Below are 16,324 nucleotides of genomic sequence, written 5' to 3'. Positions count from 1 at the left end.
GGGTTGCGCGGGCGGACGGTGCCCCGCACATCCGGGGCACTGAGGACGATCACACGGTGGTGGCGCCCAGTGCCCTCATGTCGGCGACCATCGGCTGGTGCGAGAGCAGGCCGGCGTCGACCTTGATCTCTTGCCCGTTGATTCCGGCGGCGTCGTCGGAGGCGAGGAAGACGAAGACCTTGGCCTGCTGCTCGGGCGTCGGCATCTCGGGGTTGAGGTTCTGCCTGCGGAAGATGTCCTTGATCTGATCGGGCAGCTGCTGCGCGGGAGGCGAACTCGTCGTCCCCGGGCTGACGGCGTTGCAGCGCACGCCTTCTCGGCCGTACTGGGTGGCGAGGAACTTGGTGAGCGCGATGACGCCCGCCTTGGAGGCGCCGTATCCGCTGAGGCTGGTGTCGCCCGCGGACCCATGGGTGGACGCGGTGCTGACGATCGCTCCGCCGGCCTTACGCAGGTACGGCAGGGTGTGCTTGCTCAGGAGCATGACGCTGCGGAGGTTGACCGCCATGACGTTGTCCCACGCCTCCACCGTCATCTCGGCAACCTCGGTGTCGTCCGGGGGGAAGATCCCGGCGATGTTCATGACGATCGTCGGTTCGCCGAGTTCCGCGACGGTGGTCCTCACGAGTTGCTCGATCTGCTCCTCGGATCGGACGTCGGTCTCGACCGCGATCGCCACGGTGGACCCGGCGCTCTCGTTCAGCCGGTCGGCGAGCCGCTTCGCGCCGTCGATGTTGGTGTCGGCAAGCGCGACCTTCGCTCCGCTGGCGACGAGTTCGGTCGCGGTGGCTCCACCGATGTTGAGGCCGCCCGGTTCGACGAACGTCGCACCCGTCACGATCGCTGTCTTGCCTTCGAGATTCGGCATGTTGCTACCTTCCTTCTTTGGATGGGGTCTCGTTCGTTCCGGCCGTCAGCCACGCGGGGAAACACAGCACGAGCTGACCGATCACCTGCGCCTGCGACATTCGGGGCTGCGCATCGTCGAGCCACCGCTCGATGACTCCGAGTACGCCACGGGCCAGGAAGCGTGCCAGTACCACGGTGTCGACCTCGGCGGGTCGGGTGGTCATCCGCGTGATCGCCGCGGCGGTGAGGTCCTCGAACGCTGCCGCGATCTGCCGACCGGCCCCGGCCGGTGCGTGCGGTCCGAGTAGTGGGGCGTAGACCGACCGGCGCGCACCGAGGAATCGCACCAACTCCGTCATGGCACTGCGGCTCGCCTCGAGACCGTCGACCGCGAACCGGCCGCGCATCACACCATCGGCGTCGCTGAGGGCGGCGAACAGATCCCTCAGCATGTACACCGCGAGGTCGTCGGGCGACTCGAAATGCTTGTAGAACACCGACCGGTGCACCCCGGCGGCCTCGGTCAGGGCCGCGACCGTGACCGGGCCCGAGCCTGCGATCCGGGCGAACGCGTCGACCAGCTTCTCTCTCGTGCGTACGGCGCGCGGGTCGTCGCTGTTGACGACAGTGCGATCACCGGCGGCTGGCTGCGACGAGGTGGACATCACCTTCCGAAAGTAGCACTAAGCGACATGTGTCGACGAAGTCTTCGGTGTACTGGGCGCAGTGCGGATGTGGAACAGCACAGAAAACAGCAGCGGCGCTTCCTGATCAGATCAGGAAGCGCCGCTGGGATGTGTTCTACGAGGCTCAGGCCTCGATGATGAACTCCTCGAGCTGGGTGCGCGCGACGTCGTCGGCGAGCTGCTTGGGCGGGGACTTCATCAGGTAGGCCGAGGCCGGGATGACGGGTCCGCCGATGCCGCGGTCCTTGGCGATCTTGGCGGCGCGGACGGCGTCGATGATGATGCCGGCCGAGTTGGGGGAGTCCCAGACCTCGAGCTTGTACTCCAGGTTGAGCGGCACGTCACCGAAGGCGCGGCCTTCGAGGCGGACGTAGGCCCACTTGCGGTCGTCGAGCCAGGCGACGTGGTCCGACGGTCCGATGTGGACGTTCTTGTCCTCGACCTTGCCGGCGAGCGAGCCGGTCAGGTTGGAGGTCACGGCCTGGGTCTTGGAGACCTTCTTCGACTCCAGGCGCTCGCGCTCGAGCATGTTCTTGAAGTCCATGTTGCCGCCGACGTTGAGCTGGTAGGTGCGGTCGAGAGTGACGCCGCGATCCTCGAACAGCTTCGCCATCACGCGGTGGGTGATGGTGGCGCCGACCTGGCTCTTGATGTCGTCGCCGACGATCGGGACACCGGCGTCGGCGAACTTCTGGGCCCACTCGGGGTCGGAGGCGATGAACACCGGCAGTGCGTTGACGAAGGCGACGCCCGCGTCGATGCAGCACTGTGCGTAGAACTTGTCGGCCTGCTCCGAGCCGACCGGGAGGTAGCTGACGAGGACGTCGACCTCGTTGTCCTTCAGCGTCTGGACGATGTCGACGCCGGAGCCGTCCGCCTCGGTGATGGTCTCGAGGTAGTACTTGCCGAGACCGTCGAGGGTGTGACCGCGCTGAACGGTGACGCCGGTCGGCGGCACGTCGGCGATCTTGATGGTGTTGTTCTCGCTGGCGAAGATCGCGTCGGAGAGGTCGAAGCCGACCTTCTTGGCGTCGACGTCGAACGCGGCGACGAACTCGACGTCGCGGACGTGGTAGGGGCCGAACTTCACGTGCATGAGGCCGGGAACGGTGGCGTTCTCGTCGGCGTCCTTGTAGTACTGCACGCCCTGCACCAGGGATGAAGCGCAGTTTCCTACGCCCACAATGGCAACGCGCACCTTATTGGGCTCACCCATGGTCGGGTTCTCCTTCTTCTCGCGGCATCGCAGTCGTTCGCTGCGCAACCGGTGTTTTCAGTTGCTCGGGTTCGTCCCGGCTCGGCGTCGAGTCCGGGTCTTGATATTCGTCATCGGCTCGTCCGGTGGAGGCATTGGGCCGCCCCGAATCGAACTGTGACCGTTCGCTGTCGGCGAGGTCGTCGTCGAACTGCGTGTCGAACGGATTCGGCGCCCCGTCCTGCTGGGAGCTCTCGGCTGCGATCAGCTCGTTGAGCCAGCGGACTTCGCGTTCACTGGACTCGAGGCTCAGCTGATGTAGCTGACGGGTGTACCGGTCGACGGCCCGGTTGGACCGTCCGACGATCTCCCGCAACCCCTCCCGACGCTCCTCGACCTGCCGGCGCCGGCCCTCGAGGATGCGCATACGCGCAACCGCGGGGGTGCGGCTGAAGAACGCCAGGTGCACCCCGAAGCCGTCGTCGGTGTAGTTCTGGGGACCGGTGTCGGCGACCAGCTCGGCAAACCGTTCCCGGCCTGCGTCGGTGAGCTGGTAGACGCGCCGGCCACGCCGCACCTTGGCGCCCAGGGGCGTCTCGGGTTCGTCGATGAGGCCGTCGGCCTGCATGCGGCGCAGCGTCGGGTAGAGCGATCCGTACGAGAACGCACGGAAGGCACCGAGCAGTCCGGTGAGCCGCTTGCGCAGCTCGTACCCGTGCATGGGGGATTCGAGAAGTAGTCCGAGAATGGCCAGCTCGAGCACTTCGCCACCCCCTTCACGGTTCTGCCGATGATCTGTCACTTTCTCCTCGGACTTGATGTACCGGCACGCTCTGACGCGCCGACACCTCGTTCCGATGTAGTTCCCAATGTATCGCACCGATATAACTGGTGTCCACGAGTGGTCGGTCAGGGGAAGGACTGGTGTCGGGGCGGCGTCCGGACGGCGTGATGCATGTCTCCGAGGGGCGGACGCGGTTGATTTCCGCGGCGGTCACGCGGGACCCCGTCGCGCCGACGCCCCGGCAGAGACCACGTACCCTGAAAACCGTGCAACGCCAGATCGTCGACTACGCCCTGCAGCGGCGCGCTCGGCTGTCCTCGGTCCATGCGGGCCGGACCGCCGTTGCCGAGGTCTGCGACGCGAGTCCGTACCTCCTGCGCGCGGCGAAGTTCCATGGTCGGCCCAGCACCACGATGTGCCCGATCTGCCGAAAAGAGCAGGTCACCCTCGTGTCATGGGTGTTCGGCGAACGACTCGGTCAGGTCAGCGGTTCGGCGCGTAGCAACGAAGAGATCGCCCGGCTCGCGACAACCGCCGAGGAGTTCTCGGTACATGTCGTCGAGGTGTGCCGGACCTGTAGTTGGAACCATCTGGTCCAGTCGTACGTTGCCGGGCTGCCGCCGCAGTCCACGCGTCGCTCTCGACGCGTGGCCAAGTAGCGCGCCGGCCTGCGGGTTTTTGCCCGGGGCGGTTGCCTGCTGTCACAGTGGAGCGGCACGAGGCCAGAGAAGTCGAACGTGATCGACGGGCGAGGACGTCCGCTCGATCCGGTAGGAAGGTGGACGATGAGCGAGGCACGCGGTTCTTCGCCCACGCCCCGACGCACCGGCATCCGTCCCGGTCCGGGCGGTGGCGGTCAGAACGGAAGCGACACGGCAACCCGGCACCGGCGGTTCGCGTGGGCGCTCGGGATCGTGGGCGCCGTCGTCCCGGCGATCGTGCTCGTGCTCATCGTCGCGTTCGCGTTCACCTACTTCACCGCCGAGATCCCGGAACCCGACGTGAGCCAGAAGGCCACCATCGTCGACACGTCCGGTCGCACACTGGCCGACATCACCTCACCCGACGGCAACCGCACGGTCGTCCCCTTCGACGAGATCCCCGAGACGATGAAGCAGGCGATCGTCGCCGCGGAGGACCGCGAGTTCTGGACGAACAACGGTTTCTCGCCCCGCGGCCTCTCCCGTGCCGCGATAGGGCAGATCACCGGCAACCAGACGGCCGGCGGCGGTTCGACCATCACGCAGCAATACGTCAAGAACGCGATCGTCGGTGACGAGCGAAGCTTCGATCGCAAGTTCAAGGAACTCGCGATCGCCGCGAAGATGAACGACCGTCATGGCTGGTCCAAGGAGAAGGTCCTCGAGGCCTACCTCAACACGATCTACTTCGGCCGCGGCGCGTACGGCATCGCCGTCGCCACGCAGAAGTACTTCAACAAGTCGATCACCGACAAGCGTCGCGCCGAGCGCAACCCGCTGACCTTCGAGGAGGCGGCCCTGCTCTCGGCGGTCATCCGGGCACCGTCGTATTACGACCCCGATTCCAACCGAGAGGTCACCGAGTCCCGCTGGCGCTATGTGCTGGAAGGCATGGTCGCCACCGGCGCCATCACCCAGCAGCAGGCCGACAACGCGGTGTTCCCGAAGACGATCAAGGCGCGCGTCACCGAATCCGACGAGACGCCCGGCCCCAACGGACTGATCAAGCGTCAGGTGCTCGGCGAGCTCGACCGTATCGGCATCACCGACAAGCAACTGCGCACCGGCGGCCTGAAGATCAGCACGACGATCGATCCGCAGGTGCAGAACGCGGCGGTGCAGTCGGCGTGCCGCAAGAACCGGATCTACAAGTGCCCGGAGGGCGAGCTCAACGGCGAGCCCGACGACGTGCTCGCGTCGGTGGTGTCGATCGACCCACAGACCGGCGGCGTCCGCGGGTACTACGGCGGCGACAACCCGTCCGGCTGGGACCTCGCCCAGGCCGGGCTGCAGACCGGGTCGTCGTTCAAGGTGTTCGCACTCGTCGCGGCCCTCGAACAGGACATCCCGCTGTCGAAGACCTACAGCTCGGCGCCGTTCCAGGCCAGCGGTGGCCTGACGGTCGAGAACTCCGACGGCGAGAGCTGCGGCACCTGCAACCTCGCCACGGCGATGAAGATGTCGCTCAACACGGTCTACTACCGCCTGATGATGGATCTGAACGGTGGAGCGCGAGCCGTCGCCGACGCCGCGCACCGTGCGGGTGTCGCCGAGTCCTTCGGCAACATCGAGCGGACCCTGCAGGAGGCGAACGGGCAGCCCGAGGGCGGCGTGGTCCTCGGCCAGTACCAGTCGCGGGTCATCGACATGGCCTCGGCGTACGCGACGCTCGCGGCATCGGGCGTCTACCACGAGCCGTACTTCGTCCAGAAGGTCGTCGACTCCGAGGGGCAGGTCCTCTACGAGCGCAAGACCGAGGGCAAGCGCGTCTTCCCCGAGAAGGTCGCCGACACCGTGACCGCGGCGCTCGAGCCGATCGCGGCGTACTCCAACGGCAACTCGCTCTACGACTCGTCCCTCGGTTCGCGACCGTCCGCCGCCAAGACCGGCACCGTCCAGCTCGGCGACACCGGGCAGAACAAGGACGCCTGGATGGTCGGGTACACCCCGCAGCTGTCGACCGCGGTGTGGGTCGGCACCAACGACGGCACGGCCCTGACCAACTACAACGGCGCCTCGATCTACGGCAGCGGCCTGCCGGCGTCGATCTGGAAGTCGGCGATGGACGCCGCGCTCGAGGGCAAGGAGATCAAGCAGTTCCCCGAGGCCGACGAGCCCATCGGCGGCGAGACCGGAATCCCGTACGAGGCGCCGGCCACCACCGAGGCGCCGACGCGGACGCGTGGACCCTCGGTGCCGACCTTCGACATCCCCGACCAGGCCGGTGATGGCAACCTCACCCTCGCTCCGGGAGTGACGATCCCTATCCCGGGCGCTCCGCGGAACGGCGGCGGCGGCGGAAACAGCCCGGACGGCGGCGGGCTGGCCCCCGCCGACCCAGGTGGCGGTGACGGCGGCGATTCCGGCGGCGGGGTACCCGGCGGCGGTGACGGAGGCGGAGGAGTCCCTGAACCGCCCATCGGCTGACCCGGACCCGGCTGCCGACTCCGCGGCGAGCGGCTCCGACCCCGTCTGGGACAGCCCTGCACCCATCGCGAGTGATCTGCGCGTCGACGACGCGCGCGTCCTCCCCACGCGCACGGACGGTCTGGTGCGTGAGGCGAGTTCGCTGGTCGGTGGACCGGTGGGGACGCACGCCGTCATCGGCCGGGCCCGGCATCTGACACCGCTGCGCGTGCTCTTCGCGCTGGCGTTGTGCGGACTGGCGCTCGGGTGGTTCGGCAAGGCCGCGTGCCTGCAACAGGCACCTGCCGACGGCGGTACGACCGCGAACGCCGAGATGCGGCTGGACTGGGACGATCAGCGTCAGTTCACCAACCTCTGCTACTCCGACGTGATCAGCTTGTTCGGTGCGGAGCGGCTCAACCGGGGCGCGTTGCCCTACCGCGACTTCTGGTTCCAGGAGGACTCCGACGGGCAGACCATCAAGCGGTACATGGAGTACCCGGTCCTCACCGGGATGTTCATGTACGGCGCGGCCCAGCTGACCCAGGGGTGGCTCTGGGCAGAGACCAACTGGGGTGTACCCGGCGCACTCGACGTCGTCCTGTTCTTCACCATCGTCGCAATGGGACTGACGGCGTTCTGGCTGGTGACCATCTGGGCGACGGCCCTCACCGCACGACACCGCATGTGGTCGGTGTGGCTGGTCGCGTTGTCCCCGCTCGTCGTCGTGCACGCGTTCACCAACTTCGACGCGATAGCCACCGCAGCAGTGGCGGCGGCGCTGCTGGCCTGGTCGAGGGAGCGGTTCTGGCTGGCAGGTGTGCTCATCGGGCTCGGTACCGCCGCCAAGCTGTATCCCGCCCTTCTGCTGGTGGTGCTGGGTGTGCTGTGCCTGCGGACCGGGAAGGTCCGCGAGTTCGGGGTCGCGGCTGCGACGGCGATCGGCGCGTGGCTGGCGGTGAACCTGCCGATCCTGATCCCGTACCCGTCCGGTTGGTGGGAGTTCTTCCGGTTCAACGGTGACCGGTCCGCGGACCCGGACACCATCTACCGGGTCGTGGCCGACGCCGCTGGTTGCACATGGAACATCGGCTACCTGAATGCGCTGTCGGTGGGCCTGACGGTCGTCGTGGTCGCCGCGGTGGTCGCGGTCGGTGTCCTGGCGCCATACCGGCCCCGGGTGGCCCAGCTCGCATTCCTCGCCGTGGCCGGCTTCCTGCTGGTGAACAAGGTGTGGAGTCCCCAGTACTCGTTGTGGCTGGTTCCGCTTGCGGTGCTTGCCATTCCGCACACTCGCCTGCTGCTGGCCTGGATGGCCGTCGACGCGCTCATCTGGGTGCCCCGGATGAGTCTGTTCCTCGACGCCGAGCGCCGGTGGCTCCCCGATCAGTGGTTCACCGCCGCTGTCGTGCTCCGTGGACTGATGGTGGTGGTTCTCTGCGCCGTCGTTCTCTGGCAGATCTGGCATCCGCGCGACGACCTGGTCCGCCACGGAAACGACGGCAGGTGGTACGACGACCCGGCCGGCGGCGTCCTCGACGGTGCTCCCGACCGGCTCGGACGACGGTCGAGAGCGACCCGGACGGCGGAGGACCCGCGGGAGCCGGTGCCGGCGGCCGGATAGCGGTCGCGCTTCACGGGAGCCGTACCGACGATTGGGCGAAGGTTTCGGTGGGTATTGACGGGTCATGTCGGATACCGCACCTCATATCTCGGACGACACCGCGGAAGCGGTCGGCAAGGTGGGGGAGGCGCTGGAGTACATCGAGCGCGCCCGCGGCCACCTGTACTCATTCCATCAACTCATCGGACGCGGGGACCTGCTGCTCGGCGAGGCCGTCGACGAGCTGGGCGAGGCGGGCCATGCCGGGTTCGCCGATGAACTGTCCACCGAACTGGTCGGACGCAACGTGCTCGATGGTCGCTGGACGTTCCAGATCGTCGAGGAATTCGACGACACCTACTGGGGCCCGCTGCGTGAGTACGTCGACCGGGTGCGAGCCGATCTGACCGATGGTCAGCGGCACGTTCACGAGGCGCGCTTGAAAGAAGATCGACGCACCCACGGGCATCCGAAGCACACCGAGAAGCCCTGAGCCGGCGGTCAGGCGGTGATCCGCTGCAGCAGGCGATCTCTGGCCGACGGCCAATCGTCATCGGTCATCGCGTACAGGGCGGTCGTGCGCCAGCCGTCGCCGAATCGGCGGTGCTTGCGCAGCAGACCCTCGAAGGTCGCACCCAGCTTGGTGATCGCGGCGCGCGACTGAGCGTTGAGCTCATGGGTGTGCCAGGTGAGGCGGACGGCGCCGCAGTCCTCGAACGCGTGGCGCATCAGCAGGAACTTGGCGGTGGGGTTCACCGCGGTCCCCTGGACGCGTTCGCTGTAGAAGGTGTAGCCGATGCACGCGGATCGGTTGGCCTCGTCGATGTCGTAGAAGCTCGTCGACCCGACGACGCTGCCGTCGGTGTTGTCGACCACCGCGAAAGCCACTCGCGACCGAAGAGCGGACTCGACGTACCGGCGTGCACTGTCCTCGTCGGTCGGCACCCCGGGTGCCCATCGGAAACGGGTGGGGTCACCGATCAACCCGGCGAGCGCGCCGACATCGTCGAGGCCGATCGGACGTAACGTGATCCGGTCACCCACCAGGGGGCCGGTCGCCAGCCACGAAGTCACGGGGACCCTTTCGCCACGGCTTCTCGTCGCGGGTCGAGGGTCACCCCGGAGGCGGCGGGATCAGTCCCATCTCGCGCGCTTCCGGCCACACGGGAGGCCAGCGGCTCACGAAGCGGGGTGCCGACGAGGGTCACGATCAGATAGACGAGCAGGACGGCGTGCACCCACACCGAACCCGCGACGCCGGTGACGATCCACCACGGCAGCGGATCGCCGGCATCCCGGATCGGGAACAACCGGAAGATCGTCAGATCGAGAGCGAGGTCGGTGAGCAGGTACGCCAGGATGACCGGCCAGCGCACCTTCATCAGGACGAAGAACGGCAGTATCCAGAGCGTGTACTGCGGGGAGTGCACCTTGTGGAACAGCATGAAACCGGCCAGCATCGCGCCGCTCACGCCGATCCACGGGAAGGTGCCGACGCGTTCGAAGCGGCGCCACCCGAGGTACATCGCGACCGCGAACGAGGTGAGGATCAACAGCGGCGACATCACGCTGACGATGGAGTGGTAGGTGTCGGTGGTCCCGGTGACATACCGCAGACCCCAGTACCAGATGGAATTGGTGTCGACGTCGGCCCGCCGACGGCCCTGGAAGGACAGCGCGGCCTTCCACCCGTCGAATCCGAGGACCATGAACGGCAATTGGATCGCGGCCACCGTCACGACGGCGGCGCCCGCAACCCAGCCGGCGCCCGTCCAGTCGAGGCCGCCTGTGGCGTCACGTCGTCCCGCAACCGCGCGTGCGCCGCCGGCGCCGCGCGTGAGAACGTATGCGGCCAGCGGTAACACGAAGATCCCCGGGTAGAGCTTGAGACAGAAGCCGACCGCGAGCAGAACAGCCGCGACCACCGCGCACGTCCGAAGCGGCAGTCGTCGCCGGCCTGTTCCGGGCTGGACGGACGCGCCCCAGGCCATCACGGCGACTGCCCCGACGGCGGTCGCGACGACCGGCAGCTCCCAGTTGTGGAAGGAGTACAGCACCAACGGGGGCGTCGCGGCCCAGAGCAGCGCCCACCATCGGACCATCAGGGCGAGCAACACGGTGATCGCGACCCCGAACGGCGCCAGCAGGAGCGCGGAGTGGGTGAAGAACTCGGTGTCGGTGTCGGCGCCGATCGCACCGAAGAACATGAGGACGCCGGAGAGCACCGGGTACTCGACGACACCGCCGAACAACGTTCCGTCGGAAGCGATTCCGCCGTGGATGTAGGGAAAGACGTGGGTGTTGATGTCGCGGCCGAGCCAGAGGTACATCAGGTCCGAGTAGCAGGGGATCACCGCATCCGGATCCCCGACCGGCCAGTTGCCGCTGCGCCCGAACGCGTCGAACGGTGGGCCCCCGCACCGGAGCTTTGCCCGGAAACTCCAGAACATCGTGACCGTGGTCGCGAGCACCGACACGACAACGATCAGGGCCGTCTCACCACGGCCGGACAGCCGTGCGGACCATCGACCCGGGGTTGTCCGCCGTTCCGACATGGGCAACAGCGTAGGTGGTCCGGCAGTGCGCCGCCGAAGCGACCCGCGGCCTCGGATTTCTCTGCGAACGGGCAGGTCATGTATCTTGGACCGGTTGCCGACGCAGGCGACCCTCCTGCCACGGACAGTCCGTGGCCGACCTAGCCCATAGGAGGTGATGTGGTCTTATGCGTCACTACGAATTGATGGTCATCCTCGATCCGAACCTGGACGAGCGCACCGTCGCACCCTCACTCGATACGTTCCTCAATGTTGTCCGCAAGGATGGCGGTTCGGTGGACGGCGTCGACATCTGGGGCAAGCGCCGTCTTGCCTACGAGATCCTCAAGCACAACGAGGGCATCTACGCCGTCATCGATCTCAACGCCGAGCCCGCCACGGTCACCGAGCTCGATCGTCAGCTGAAGCTGAACGAGTCGGTTCTGCGCACCAAGGTCCTGCGGAAGTAATCCACAGGCTTTCTTGATCGTCTGAACACGTCGGTACCGGGTTCTAGGGTTGAACCCAGAACACCCGGTGCATGTCGATCAGCGAGTGCCCACCAACGACCCAAGGGGAACACACATGGCAGGCGACACGGTCATCACCGTCATCGGCAATCTCACCGCCGACCCGGAACTGCGGTTCACGCCGTCCGGGGCAGCGGTTGCCAACTTCACGGTGGCTTCCACTCCGCGCACTTTCGATCGCCAGACCAACGAGTGGAAGGACGGCGAAGCGCTGTTCCTCCGCTGCAACATCTGGCGTGACGCCGCGGAGAATGTGACCGAAAGCCTGACCAAGGGTTCCCGGGTGATCGTGCAGGGACGGCTCAAGCAGCGGTCCTACGAAACCAAAGAGGGCGAACGACGCACGGTCGTGGAACTCGAGGTCGACGAGATCGGCCCCTCGCTGCGGTACGCCACCGCCAAGGTCAACCGCGCCTCGCGCGGTGGCGGCGGTGGTGGCGGATTCGGGTCCGGCGGTGGCGGCGGTAGCCGCGGCGGCGGGAACTCGAACCAGCAGGTCGCCGACGATCCCTGGGGCAGCGCGCCTGCCAGCAACAGCGGGGGATCGTTCGGTGGCGGGGACGACGAACCACCTTTCTGATATCGCTCGGGGCATGATCGACCCGCCCCGAACAGCCCGGGAACGGCAGTGACCGTCCCCGAAGCATTGACTGGAGCAACACACACATGGCAAAGGCAAAGCCGAGCCGGAAGCCTCGCGTCGAGAAGGTCACCAAGACCAAGGCGTGCAGCTTCTGCAAGGACAAGAAGGCCGTCATCGACTACAAGGACACCGCGCTGCTGCGTCGTTTCCTGTCCGACCGGGGCAAGATCCGGTCGCGTCGCGTGACCGGCAACTGCGTGCAGCATCAGCGCGACGTCGCTGTGGCAGTGAAGAACTCGCGTGAGGTGGCCCTGCTGCCCTTCACCTCGACCAGCCGATAAGCGGAAAGGATCAGTTGACATGAAGCTCATCCTCACCGCCGCCGTGGAGAACCTCGGCGAAGCCGGCGACATCGTCGTGGTCAAGGACGGCTACGGCCGCAACTACCTGCTGCCCCGCGGCCTGGCCATCAAGGCCACCCGTGGAGCCGAGAAGCAGGTCGAGGGCATCCGCCGATCGCAGGAAGCCCGCGAGGTCCGCGGTCTCGAGCACGCCAACGAGCTGAAGCAGGCCCTCGAGGGCCTCGCCGATGTCTCGCTGGATGTGAAGACCCACGACTCGGGCAAGCTCTTCGGTTCGGTCACCGCGGCAGACGTCGCCGGTGCCATCAAGACCGCAGGCGGCCCGACCGTCGACAAGCGCAGCGTCGAGCTGCCCAAGGGACACATCAAGGCAACCGGCAGCTACCCGGTCATCGTCAACCTGCACCCGCAGGTCTCGGCGACCGTACAGCTCGCCGTCGTCGCCGCGAGCTGACCTCAGCGTTACGACCAAAGGCCGGGTGGAGATCCTCCACCCGGCCTTTGTCGTGTCTGCCTGACCGAATGATCGAAGCCCTACTTCGGGGCCGGTGGATTCGCCGGCAGCTGGTTCCAGTACTGCAGCCGCGGCGGAAGGTATTGCGGTGCCGGGTTGGCGCTGTGGTCGACGGCGTTGTTGCCGGGGCCCAGGGTGTCCCACGACGGGAAGAAGAACTTGTGCCAGGCCGGGGTGAAGATCAGCGCGCGGTCGCCGGTACGGCAGGCCACGGCGTCGCGGCGGGGGACGGTGCACGTGACGCCTTCGATGGTGACCCGTTTGCCGACGCCGAGGACCGGTGGTCGGAAACCGCTCTTCGGACCGAATCGATAGGTCTGATCCGTGCGCGCCCACCACGGACCCTGCTGGTCGTCGGAGATGACCGCGCCCGACGCGGTGGGCGGTGCGGTCGCGGGACGGCCCGCACAACCGACGTAGCGGTAGCCGGGACCGACCTGGCACACCCACCGGCCGGTGGTGAAGAACGACCGGCCGTTGTCGACGTAGGCCAGCGATCGGAACGTCGTGGGGTTGACGGGTTGGTAGCGCGAGAGATCGAACTCGACGGGCATCGTGGGCCCGGGCGCGGCGAGAGCCGATGGGGCCGTCGTCAGTCCGGCGGCAGCGGTCAGGGCGGCCAGCACGGTGACCACGCGGCGGACGACGACCGACCTCAACCCCAACCTCGACACGCTCGACATTGCACCACAACCGACGGCGTGCCGTCGGCGATCGACGGTAAGTCGCGCGACTGATGACGCCCGCGACCTCGTCTGGCCAGGTGTAACGCAGACCACACCGGATGTTCACCCGAATATTCGCCACCAGGAGTTGAACAGGCGTCCGCAACACGCCCGCAAGGCGACGCGCCGAAGAAGCCCCAACGATTTCCAATTCGTTGATTGTGGAAATTAGCGAAGGCGCTGACCTGCGAGAACTGTGTTGTTCACACCCGAATTCCTCAGGTTGTCCACAAAGGGTGCACAACGCGTCCCCCGGCCACTCACACACGCTCCACAAGTGATCCCCAGATTCGTCAACAGGTCGGTTTGAGTCGCGGTCGTGGAGGTCCTAGTGTCACGCCTCAGCGTCTCCGTCCGTCTCGGCGCACACGACAGTCCGACTGTCGGTGCCACCCGATAGGAAGAGACAGACCGAAACACGACGTCGACACCGGGGACTCGCGACGTGGCCTACCGGGGCCGACACCAGACTCAAGGTCGTACTCATTCGATGTCGGGTGGGATCGAACGTTGCGAGAGGTTTGACACGCGTGGCTGTTGTGGATGACCGCGGGCGCGGCCCCGCCGCCGGAGGGCGAGGACGGGGAGACGACGAGATCCCCGCCGAGGACTTCGGCAGGCAGCCCCCGCAGGACCTGGCCGCCGAGCAGTCGGTGCTCGGTGGCATGTTGCTGTCCAAGGATGCGGTTGCCGACGTCGTCGAGAAGATCCGCACCGGTGACTTCTATCGTCCTGCCCATCAGGCGGTGTTCGAGGCGATCCTCACCCTGTACTCGAAGGGCGAGCCCGCCGACGCGGTGACGGTCGCCGCGGAACTCGAGCGGGCGGGCGAACTCAAACGGATCGGCGGGGCGCCGTATCTGCACACCCTGATCTCGACGGTGCCCACCGCCGCCAACGCCGGCTACTACGCCGAGATCGTGGCGGAGAAGGCACTGCTGCGCCGGCTCGTGGAAGCCGGCACACGCATCGTCCAGTACGGCTACGCCGGCGCCGACGGCCAGGACGTCGCCGAGGTGGTCGACCGTGCCCAGGCCGAGGTGTACGAGGTCACCGAGAAGCGCACCGCCGAGGACTACGTCGCCCTCGAAGATCTCCTGCAGCCGACGATGGATGAGATCGACTCGATCGCGTCGCGGGGCGGCATCTCGCTGGGGGTTCCCACCGGCTTCGCCGACTTCGACAAGCTCACCAACGGTCTGCACCCCGGGCAGATGATCATCGTCGCGGCCCGTCCGGGTGTCGGCAAGGCGCTGGCGCTCGACACCCCGCTGCCGACGCCCACGGGGTGGACCACGATGGGCAAGGTCGGCGTCGGCGATCACCTCCTCGATGCGCACGGCCGGCCCACTCGGGTCGTCGCCGCTACCGAGGTGATGACCGAACGGCCTTGCTACGAAATAGAATTCAACGACGGTGCGACGATCGTCGCCGACGAGCAGCATCAGTGGGCGGCCGAGATCGACGGCAAACGCCGGGTGGTCACCACGGCCGGCCTGCGGACGCATGTCGGCGGCGCGGTCGTGCGAAACACCGCGCCGCTCGAGTTGCCGCGCAAGCGATTCGCCTACGGCCCGTACACGGTGGCGGCGCTGGCCGGCATGGCCTTCGACGATCCCGAGATCAGCATGCGGATCGACGCGGAGGGCCCTGTCGACGTCATGACGCTGATGGCCGACCTCGGCGGGCGGATCCCGTACGAGTACCTACGGGGTTCGATCGCGCAGCGCCGCGCCCTCCTCGCAGGTTTGCTGGATGCCCGTGCCTCCGTCGACGACGACGGCTGGATCACCGTGCCGGCCGCCACCCGGCACATGACGGCCGTCGTCGCCGACCTCGTGGCCGGACTCGGGTTCAACTACAAGCGGTCGGCAACGGGTTGGTTGCGCGTCGACGCCGACGACGATGTGTTCACCGTGCACCACAAGGCGATCCGTCACAAGGAGCTGCGCAGGCGGGCCGGGGTTCGTCGCGTCGTCGCCGTTCGTCCGGTCGACCCGGTTCCGGTGCGTTGCGTCCAGGTCGACAACGCCGACCATCTGTATCTGGCGGGCGAGGCGATGGTCCCGACCCACAATTCGACCCTGGCGATGGACTTCCTGCGATCGGCCGCGATCGGCCACGGCCTCACCGCCGCCATGTTCTCGCTGGAGATGAGCAAGACCGAGATCGTCATGCGTCTGTTGTCGGCGGAGGCGAAGATCAAGCTGGCCGACATGCGTGCCGGCACCATGAGCGACGACGACTGGACACGTCTCGCACGCCGTATGGGTGAGATCTCGGAGGCGCCGTTCTTCATCGACGACTCACCCAATCTCACGATGATGGAGATCCGCGCCAAGGCGCGCCGGCTCAAGCAGCGTCACGACCTGAAAGTCGTTGCGGTGGACTACATGCAGCTGATGACGTCGGGTAAGAAGGTCGAGTCGCGCCAGCAGGAGGTGTCGGAGTTCTCCCGTCAGCTGAAGCTGCTGGCGAAGGAACTCGAGGTCCCCGTGATCGCGATCAGCCAGCTCAACCGTGGCCCCGAGCAACGTACGGACAAGAAGCCCCAGGTGTCGGATCTCCGTGAGTCGGGATCGTTGGAGCAGGACGCCGACATGGTCATCCTGCTCCACCGTCCCGACTCGATCGAGCGCGACGACCCCCGCGCGGGCGAGGCCGACATCATCGTCGGCAAGCACCGTAACGGCCCGACCGCCACGATCACCGTCGCGCACCAGCTGCACCTGTCCCGGTTCGTGGACATGGCGCGGGGGTAGCGAGCGGGAGCGAGCTCGAGCTCGAGGACTACGTGCCTGAGTGGCCGCCGTTGGTGTTGGCGTCGGGCCTCGATACATGGTCAGGCTCCA

16 protein-coding genes are annotated in these 16,324 nt (G+C 67.0%); 9 read left to right on the top strand and 7 right to left on the bottom strand.

Going from position 1 to position 16,324, the window contains the following annotated elements; translation table 11 throughout:
• Positions 1-49 precede the first annotated feature (49 nt).
• From AC3B6C_RS06345 to AC3B6C_RS06330, 4 genes are all read right to left on the bottom strand, one after another.
• Complete coding sequence (locus AC3B6C_RS06345) at positions 50-868, bottom strand: SDR family NAD(P)-dependent oxidoreductase (protein ID WP_014928600.1); 819 nt, start codon at positions 866-868, stop codon at positions 50-52.
• 4 nt (positions 869-872) lie between these two features.
• Positions 873-1,514, bottom strand: a complete 642-nt coding sequence (locus AC3B6C_RS06340; protein WP_488375415.1) for a TetR/AcrR family transcriptional regulator — start codon at positions 1,512-1,514, stop codon at positions 873-875.
• 145 nt (positions 1,515-1,659) lie between these two features.
• A complete protein-coding gene (locus AC3B6C_RS06335) occupies positions 1,660-2,751 on the bottom strand; it encodes an inositol-3-phosphate synthase (RefSeq protein ID WP_014928599.1) in 1,092 nt (363 codons plus the stop codon).
• Entirely contained in the window at positions 2,744-3,493 is a 750-nt protein-coding gene (locus tag AC3B6C_RS06330) for a PadR family transcriptional regulator (RefSeq protein WP_014928598.1), read from the bottom strand. The genes AC3B6C_RS06335 and AC3B6C_RS06330 overlap by 8 nt, the downstream gene beginning before the upstream one ends.
• Before the next feature lie 287 nt (positions 3,494-3,780).
• Here AC3B6C_RS06330 and AC3B6C_RS06325 point away from each other — a divergent pair, with 287 nt between their 5' ends.
• The 4 genes from AC3B6C_RS06325 (at position 3,781) to AC3B6C_RS06310 (ending at position 8,717) form a co-directional block, all read left to right on the top strand.
• Positions 3,781-4,173 (top strand): DUF5318 family protein, encoded by a 393-nt coding sequence (locus AC3B6C_RS06325; protein WP_010844588.1) that lies wholly within the window; start codon positions 3,781-3,783, stop codon positions 4,171-4,173.
• A 126-nt stretch (positions 4,174-4,299) separates the two neighbouring features.
• On the top strand, positions 4,300-6,642 hold the full coding sequence (locus AC3B6C_RS06320; RefSeq protein ID WP_488375414.1) for a transglycosylase domain-containing protein: 2,343 nt from the start codon (positions 4,300-4,302) through the stop codon (positions 6,640-6,642).
• Positions 6,602-8,245, top strand: a complete 1,644-nt coding sequence (locus AC3B6C_RS06315) for a glycosyltransferase family 87 protein (RefSeq protein ID WP_488375413.1) — start codon at positions 6,602-6,604, stop codon at positions 8,243-8,245. The genes AC3B6C_RS06320 and AC3B6C_RS06315 overlap by 41 nt, the downstream gene beginning before the upstream one ends.
• A 64-nt stretch (positions 8,246-8,309) precedes the next feature.
• On the top strand, positions 8,310-8,717 hold the full coding sequence (locus AC3B6C_RS06310; protein WP_488375411.1) for a hypothetical protein: 408 nt from the start codon (positions 8,310-8,312) through the stop codon (positions 8,715-8,717).
• Between the two features lie 8 nt (positions 8,718-8,725).
• Here the strand turns inward: AC3B6C_RS06310 and AC3B6C_RS06305 are convergent, their stop codons facing one another.
• Complete coding sequence (locus AC3B6C_RS06305; RefSeq protein WP_488375410.1) at positions 8,726-9,298, bottom strand: GNAT family N-acetyltransferase; 573 nt, start codon at positions 9,296-9,298, stop codon at positions 8,726-8,728.
• Entirely contained in the window at positions 9,295-10,779 is a 1,485-nt protein-coding gene (locus AC3B6C_RS06300) for a hypothetical protein (protein ID WP_488375409.1), read from the bottom strand. Before AC3B6C_RS06300 ends, AC3B6C_RS06305 begins: the two co-directional genes overlap by 4 nt.
• Positions 10,780-10,946: 167 nt before the next feature.
• Here AC3B6C_RS06300 and rpsF point away from each other — a divergent pair, with 167 nt between their 5' ends.
• The 4 genes from rpsF (at position 10,947) to rplI (ending at position 12,687) form a co-directional block, all read left to right on the top strand.
• Positions 10,947-11,228 carry a 30S ribosomal protein S6 gene (gene rpsF / locus AC3B6C_RS06295; protein WP_004020660.1) on the top strand — a complete coding sequence of 94 codons (282 nt, stop codon included), beginning with the start codon at positions 10,947-10,949 and terminating at the stop codon, positions 11,226-11,228.
• 115 nt (positions 11,229-11,343) lie between these two features.
• Entirely contained in the window at positions 11,344-11,868 is a 525-nt protein-coding gene (locus tag AC3B6C_RS06290; protein ID WP_004020661.1) for a single-stranded DNA-binding protein, read from the top strand.
• A gap of 86 nt (positions 11,869-11,954) precedes the next feature.
• Positions 11,955-12,212 (top strand): 30S ribosomal protein S18, encoded by a 258-nt coding sequence (rpsR, locus tag AC3B6C_RS06285; RefSeq protein WP_004020662.1) that lies wholly within the window; start codon positions 11,955-11,957, stop codon positions 12,210-12,212.
• A 19-nt stretch (positions 12,213-12,231) separates the two neighbouring features.
• Entirely contained in the window at positions 12,232-12,687 is a 456-nt protein-coding gene (gene rplI / locus AC3B6C_RS06280; protein ID WP_010844594.1) for a 50S ribosomal protein L9, read from the top strand.
• Between the two features lie 80 nt (positions 12,688-12,767).
• Here the strand turns inward: rplI and AC3B6C_RS06275 are convergent, their stop codons facing one another.
• Complete coding sequence (locus tag AC3B6C_RS06275; protein ID WP_488375408.1) at positions 12,768-13,430, bottom strand: hypothetical protein; 663 nt, start codon at positions 13,428-13,430, stop codon at positions 12,768-12,770.
• A 572-nt stretch (positions 13,431-14,002) separates the two neighbouring features.
• Here AC3B6C_RS06275 and dnaB point away from each other — a divergent pair.
• The gene (dnaB, locus tag AC3B6C_RS06270) at positions 14,003-16,234 is read left to right on the top strand and encodes a replicative DNA helicase (protein WP_488375406.1); all 2,232 of its coding nucleotides are present in this window, start codon (positions 14,003-14,005) and stop codon (positions 16,232-16,234) included.
• Positions 16,235-16,324: the final 90 nt, after the last annotated feature.

Source organism: Gordonia sp. 11cp, assembly GCF_057767225.1.
Note: the sequence above shows the minus strand (reverse complement) of the source record. Positions and strands in the feature narration are given on the sequence as shown.